Here is a 6273-nt window from a genome sequence, read left to right as displayed (position 1 = left end):
GTCTTCTGCAGCTCCTCTCCCATGACCCACAAGAAAGGCTGCACCATGAGATAGAGGTTGTTCTCGACTTCATCCGGGCTGTACTGGCGGATGAATTTCAGGCCACGGGTCACGATGATGCAGACATAGGCGTCGCGGATGCCGCTCTTGGCGGCCATTTCCACGAGCTTCTGGCGAATGCCGTGACGGTCGAGCGGGCTGCGCAGGCGCAATTGTTTCAAGCTGCGCTCGAAGCGGTCCAGATGGTCGTCGAGGCGGAAGAAGCGGCCATCCCAGATGGACGGCACGTCGTATGTCAGGTCCGAATGGAGGAAGCCCTGGTCCAGAATCGGAATGCGGGCTTCATGGATCGGATAGAGCTCACCTTCGACATAGGCCACGCCCTTGGACAAAGGGTTGTCGCTGGCTTCCAATTCGCCGAGGCGCTTGCGGTAACCATCGAAAATGAAATCGGTATAGGGCACGGTTATCCTCCATCCGAGCCTCTCCCGTTCCATGGAAAGGGCGAGCGGCTCGATCTCCTTGCTGATGCAATTTCCTGACAGAAATCCTGTTTTGGCCTTGAGCCATATCCGCGGGGCGCATTTCATGGGCCCCGCGGAGGACGGAACGGCGCCGTCAGTCGTCGAGCGAAATCTCGTAGAGAGGAACGTTCGAGCTCGGCGAGTTCCGCACGCCATGGACCTTGCTGCCATAGGCAAGGATGGTGTTCGGGCTGATCATCGGAATGATGACGTTCTGCGCCTTGATCTTCTCGCCGATGTCGAAATAGATTTTTGCCGCCTTGTCAGGCGCCGACTTCAGCGCCTCGGCCAGCATCGGCTTGGTGTCGTTGATGACGAAGGACGGGTCGGTTGCGGCGCCAGCGCGCTTGGCCCAGGTCGAATCCGGCGCCAGGCCGAAATAGTTCACATATTGCGACGTCCCATAAAAGTCGGGGGCGAAGAAGACGAAGGTCAGCGGGATGTGATCCTTGTTCGCCGCCTCGCGCCAGTTCGGGAACTCGACAGGCTTAAGGTCAAGCTTGATGTTGACCGCCGCCAGGTCCTGCTGGATTTTCTGCATGGCAAGGGTGAAGTCGACGCCATAGACGTTCAGCTTCGGATAGGTCGCTTCGAGCGTGAAGCCGTCGGCGTGGCCCGCCTTGGCAAGCAGTTCCTTGGCCTTGGCCTGGTCGAATTCCGGTATCGAGTGTCCCGCGCCGCCCGGGAAGTCCAGCGGGAAGGGAACCGAAATCAGCCGGCCATTGCCTTCGCCCAGGGTGAAGTCGACGAGCGACTTGCGGTCGACGGCCAGCGAGATCGCTTCGCGGATGTCGGCGGTCATCGGGAAGGGATTGGCGACGGCGCCCGGGCTGATCGCAATGTAGACGAAGTTGTTGGAGGGAGCCGATTCCGTTTTGACGTTCGGGCCGGTCAGCGTCTTGGCCGTCTCGGGATCAATGTTCATGGCGACATCGGCCTGGCCGCTCTGCAAAAGCTGGGCCTGGGCCACGGCGTCGCCGACCTGACGAATGACGATCTCGTCGACCTTGGCCGGTTCGCGCCAGTATTTTTCGTTTCGCTTCAGCCTGAGTTCCGCTCCGGGCTGATAGGTGTCGAGCACGAACGGGCCGGCGCCGGCCGAATGCGCCAGGAACCACGGCTCGGCAGGATCCGACTGCGCGGCGTCAGCCGCCGCGGTGGCCTTGCCTTCGGCCTGGGCGACGTCGCTGTTGATGACGCCGAAATAGCTGGCGGCCAGAACGTTCAGCAGTTCCGAATTCGGTTCGGCGGTTTTCACGACCACCGTTTCGGCGTCCGGAGTCTCGATCGAGGAGATCGTCGAGGCGAGATCCGACGGGCTGCCCTTTATGTTCTTCAGTCGCTCCCACGACCATTTGACGTCTTTCGCTTCGACCTTCGAACCGTCGGAGAAGGTGGCTTTCGGGTTGAGCTTGAAGGTGAACACGGTCTGGTCGTCATTGACCGTCCAGCTCTCGGCGATGACCGGGACGAGCTTGTTGTCCTTGTCGAGCGCCAGAAGGCCGTCATAGACCGCGGCGTTGTAGATCATGCAGGTGTCGCACCAGCTCCTGTCGATATCGAGGGAGTTGATGTCCATGTCGCGCGCGACGACCAGCGTCTTGGCCTCCGCCGGCACCGCCGTGGCGGCCATGCCCGCCAGCATCGTCGCCGCGGCAAGGCCTTTCCAATGTCTGGCAATATGATTGAAGTTCCCCAGTCTCATTATCATGCTCCTTTTGGCATTTTCGGTTCAAGCGCTACCGGTAATCAACTCCAGCGCCTGCCGCAGCTTCTCGGAAGAACCCAGCGCGGCCTTGTTCAAGACGGCCGAAACGACGGGCGCCGAAAGGCTGCCGGTGACGTGGAGTATTTCGTGATCGAGATCGTCGAAGGCGCGCGCCTGGATCTCGGCGATCCAATGACGCCCGAGCGACAGGCCGCTCGCAACCTGCTCGACGATGACGACGCGATTGGTCCTGGCGATGGACGAGAGGACCAGAGGCCAGTCGGTCGTGAGTTGGCCGACGCTGCGCATGTCGATGATTTCGGCGTCGATGCCGGTCTCTTCCGCGACCTTCAACGCCGCTGGGACCATGACGGATGTCGCAAGGACAGTGCACGCCGATCCGGGCCGGACGATCTTGGCCTTGCCGAACGGGATGCAAAAGTCGCGCTCGTCGCGCGGCACGAGAGACTCGCGCTGGTAGAATTCGACGTGCTCGATGATCGCGACCGGGTCGTTGGTCCTGAGCGCCGTGTTCAGCAGCCCGACATAGTCGAAGGCGGTCGTCGGCTCGACCACGTGCCAGCCGGGGAACAGCCGGAACAGCGCGGCCGGGTCGCTCGAATGCTGCGAGCCGTAGCCGGTATGCGGAGACACGCGCACCCGCATGACGAGCGGCACGGGAAACCCGTCGCCGAACATGTGCCTCACCTTGGCGATGCCGTTGCCGATCTGGTCGGCCGCCACGAAGCAGAAATCCCCGAACATGATTTCCACGACCGGCCGCAGCCCGCGCAGCGCGGCGCCGAGCGCGACGCCGGTGAAGCCGTTCTCGGCGATCGGCATGGCCAGCACGCGGCCGGGGAACTGCTCGAGCGCGGAGCGGGTAAAACCGCTCACTCCGCCACGCAGCCGATGGACGTCCTCGCCCAGCACGATGATGGTCGGGTCGCCCGCCATCGCCGCCCCCAGCGCTTCACCGGCGGCGGTGACGAAACGGGTCTTGACCAGTTCGTCGGGCGCGAAGTCCTCGATTTCCCGGTATTTGAGCCCCTCGGCTTCGGCGGGAGGCGCAAGGATGCCGATATCCACCGATTGCGCGGAAGGCCATAGGTTTGCCTGTATGCGAAGCTGGTTGCTGCCCGGCGCCGTTTCCGTCAGCCGCGCTGCGGCCGACTGGACGGTCGCGCTTACGCGCTCGTCGATCAGGGCCAGAGCCGTGCTATCGAGGATTCCGAGCTTGCCGAGACGTGTTTCCGCCAGCCGCAGCGGGTCGCGCTTCAGCCATTCCTGTTCTTCCTCGCTGCTGCGGTAGCCGAACTCGCTGCCGGTCTTGCTGCCGCTCTGGTGGTGATAGCGGTAGCACTTCGCCTCGATGACGACCGGACCGCGCCCCGCGCGGATCGTTTCGATCGCGTCCGACATCGCCTGATGGACGGCGACCACGTCCATGCCGTCGCATTCGATGCCGGTGAAGCCGAGCATGGGACCGCGCGATGCGATCCTGGGCTCGGCCGTCACATCCTCGATATGCGTGGAAACGGCATAGAGATTGTTCTCGACGAAGAATATGACCGGCAGCTTGTAGGCGGCCGCGATGTTCATCGATTCATAGGCCGCGCCCTGGAGCGAGGCGCCGTCGCCGAAGAAGGCGACCGAGATACCATCCCGGCCGAGGACATTGTCGGCAAGCGCGTATCCGACGGCGTGCGGAATGTTGCCGCCGACGATGGCGCTGGTGCCGGCGACGCCGGACGCGGCATGACGCATGTGCATCGAGCCGCCGCGGCCTTCGCAATAGCCCGGCGACAGCCCCATGATTTCGGCCATGAAGCGGTAGACGGCATCGTCCATCCGCGGTGTGAAGTCCTGGCTCAGTATGTCGAAGTCCGGCTCTGTCTGCGCATTGACCAGCTTGGTCAGCACCTGATGGTGCGCGCGATGCGTGCCATTGATCTGGTCGTTGGCGCGCAGCATCGACACCGCGCCGACAGCCGCCGCCTCCTGACCTATGCTGGCATGCGCGGGACCATGGATCAGGCCGGCTTTCTCCAGATCGAGAATTTTCTCCTCGAAGCGCCTGATCAGCTTCATTTGAGCATAAAGGCGAACCAACTCCCGAGCGGGAAGCGCGCTCCAGTCGGATTCGTCCGCCTCGATCCGGTACCAGGGTGCCGATGGTTTCAGTTCATGCTTTTGGGCCAACTCGTCTCCTCCCGCTCGGCCTATTGCAAAGAAAGGCCTAGCTCCGCGCGTCGCCGCAGCCATAGGCTTGCCCTGTAGCGAGGGTCGCGGGTGCGGTCATAAATCTTGTCCAGGATGCGCAGAACGCGCTTGGGGCCGATCTTGTCGCCCCATTCCAGCGGCCCCAGCGGGTAGCCCAGGCCAAGCCTGACCGCCGCGTCGAGATCTGGCGCCGAAGCGATTTTCTGCTCGACGATTTCGCTGCCGATATTGACGATCGTGGCGATGACGCGCTGGCAGACGGCCCCGCAGCTATCCTCCACCATGGTCGCCTTGCGGCCGGCGCGGCGGACCAGGCTCAAGGCCGCTTCCCTGGTCCGGTCGGACGTTGCGGCGGAGGCCACGAGCGTCACGTGGCGGTCGATGCCGAAAAACGGATCGAAGCCGACGCAAAGCGAAGCCGGCAGACCGAGCCGCACCGCGGCGCCGGCCACGTCCTCGCCCTCCAGGCCGATGAGAATGAGGTGGTCGCCGTCGATCGTCCGGTCGGTGGCGCACGAGTCGACGAGTTCCTGCATGCCCGAGGCCTCGTTGTCGGCGATCACGGTGACGCGACCCGGCAAAGCCGCTTCGGCGCCAGCCGCTTCCGCCGGTCCCGCGGGAGGGTTCGGTCGGCCATCGCCATGGTCGTAGAACCCGCGTTTGGTCTTGCGGCCGAGAAGACCGGCCTCCACGCGCCGGGCGGCGAGGACCGACGGGCGATAGCGCGGATCCTGGTAGAATTGGTTGTAGATGCTTTCCATGACCGGATGCGAGACATCGAGCCCGGTCAGGTCCATCAGCTCGAACGGACCCATCCTGAATCCAGCGGCGTCCCGCAGGATCGCATCGATGTCGTCGACCGGCGCAACACCTTCGCGCAGCATCGCCAGGGCTTCCGTGCCGAAGGCGCGGCCAGCGTGATTGACGATGAAGCCGGGCGTGTCGGCGGCAATGACGGGGCGATGGCCGAAGCGGGCCGCGAGCTCGACCAGCGCGCGCTCGACCTCCGGCGCCGTATGGGCGCCGGAGATGACCTCCACCAGCTTCATCACCGGGACGGGATTGAAGAAATGATAGCCTGCGATCCGCTGCGGGCGGCTGGCCGCGGAGGCGATCGCCGTCACCGACAGGGACGATGTGTTGGTCGCTATGATTGCGTCCGGCCCGACGATCTTTTCCAGCGTCTCGATGAGCTGACGCTTGGGCTCGAGACGTTCGACGATGGCTTCCACGACCAGGTCGGTGCCGGCCAGGCGGCCCAGTGTCTCGACGGGTTCGATACGGGCAAGCAGTCTTTCGACCGTTTCCGCGCTGACCTTGCCCGCGGCGGCCCTGGCGCGTTGGCGCGACGCGATCTGCTCGAGGGCGGCTGCGGCTTTTCCCGGCGCTTCGTCGACGATCACCACGTCGACGCCCGCCGCCGCCAGAACCTCCGCTATGCCGGATCCCATCACCCCGGCGCCCACGACACCGGCTTTCTCGACCCGACTTCTCGACACCCCTCCCGCGCCTGCCAAGTCAGCGCCCCGTAAATGACGCTTTGCGCTTTTCCAGGAAGGCGGCGATGCCCTCCCGTTTGTCGGCCGTATCGAAAAGCAGTTGAAATGCCTTGCGCTCCAGGCGCAACGCCGTTTCCAGGGGAGCGTCCTCGCCATTGACGACGGCTTCCTTGATCTGCTCGACGGCCAACGGCGGGAGACGGCTGATCTTCTGGGCGATCTGCAGTGCCTGCCGCAGGGCATCGCCCTCATCCGTGAGCATGCTGACGAGGCCGGCGCGCTCGGCATCTTCCGCCGGGAACATATCGCCGGTCAGGAC

5 protein-coding genes are annotated in these 6273 nt (G+C 64.0%); all 5 read right to left on the bottom strand.

What is annotated here, in order from left to right; all coding sequences use genetic code 11:
- Positions 1-464, bottom strand: a 464-nt coding sequence (locus EOD07_RS18010) for an aminotransferase class IV (protein ID WP_206519489.1), incomplete at its 3' end; no start/stop codon positions are given.
- Between the two features lie 154 nt (positions 465-618).
- A complete protein-coding gene (locus EOD07_RS18005) occupies positions 619-2169 on the bottom strand; it encodes an ABC transporter substrate-binding protein (protein ID WP_245470211.1) in 1551 nt (516 codons plus the stop codon).
- Positions 2170-2256: 87 nt separating this feature from the next.
- The gene (locus EOD07_RS18000; protein ID WP_164772324.1) at positions 2257-4434 is read right to left on the bottom strand and encodes an alpha-ketoacid dehydrogenase subunit alpha/beta; all 2178 of its coding nucleotides are present in this window, start codon (positions 4432-4434) and stop codon (positions 2257-2259) included.
- Between the two features lie 20 nt (positions 4435-4454).
- The gene (locus EOD07_RS17995; protein ID WP_127236429.1) at positions 4455-5954 is read right to left on the bottom strand and encodes a 3-hydroxyacyl-CoA dehydrogenase; all 1500 of its coding nucleotides are present in this window, start codon (positions 5952-5954) and stop codon (positions 4455-4457) included.
- Positions 5955-5973: 19 nt separating this feature from the next.
- On the bottom strand, positions 5974-6273 hold a 300-nt coding region (locus EOD07_RS17990), incomplete at its 5' end, for an enoyl-CoA hydratase-related protein (protein WP_245470207.1).

The organism is Mesorhizobium sp. M2C.T.Ca.TU.002.02.1.1, assembly GCF_003997225.1.
The sequence above is the reverse complement of the archived record's forward strand: the minus strand, read 5'-3'. Positions and strand labels throughout refer to the sequence as shown.

Bases quoted from the DNA above. Each gene is read 5' to 3' on its own strand.
- EOD07_RS18005 (WP_245470211.1), bottom strand. From the start codon at position 2,169: ATGCTGGCGGGCATGGCCGCCACGGCGGTGCCGGCGGAGGCCAAGACG.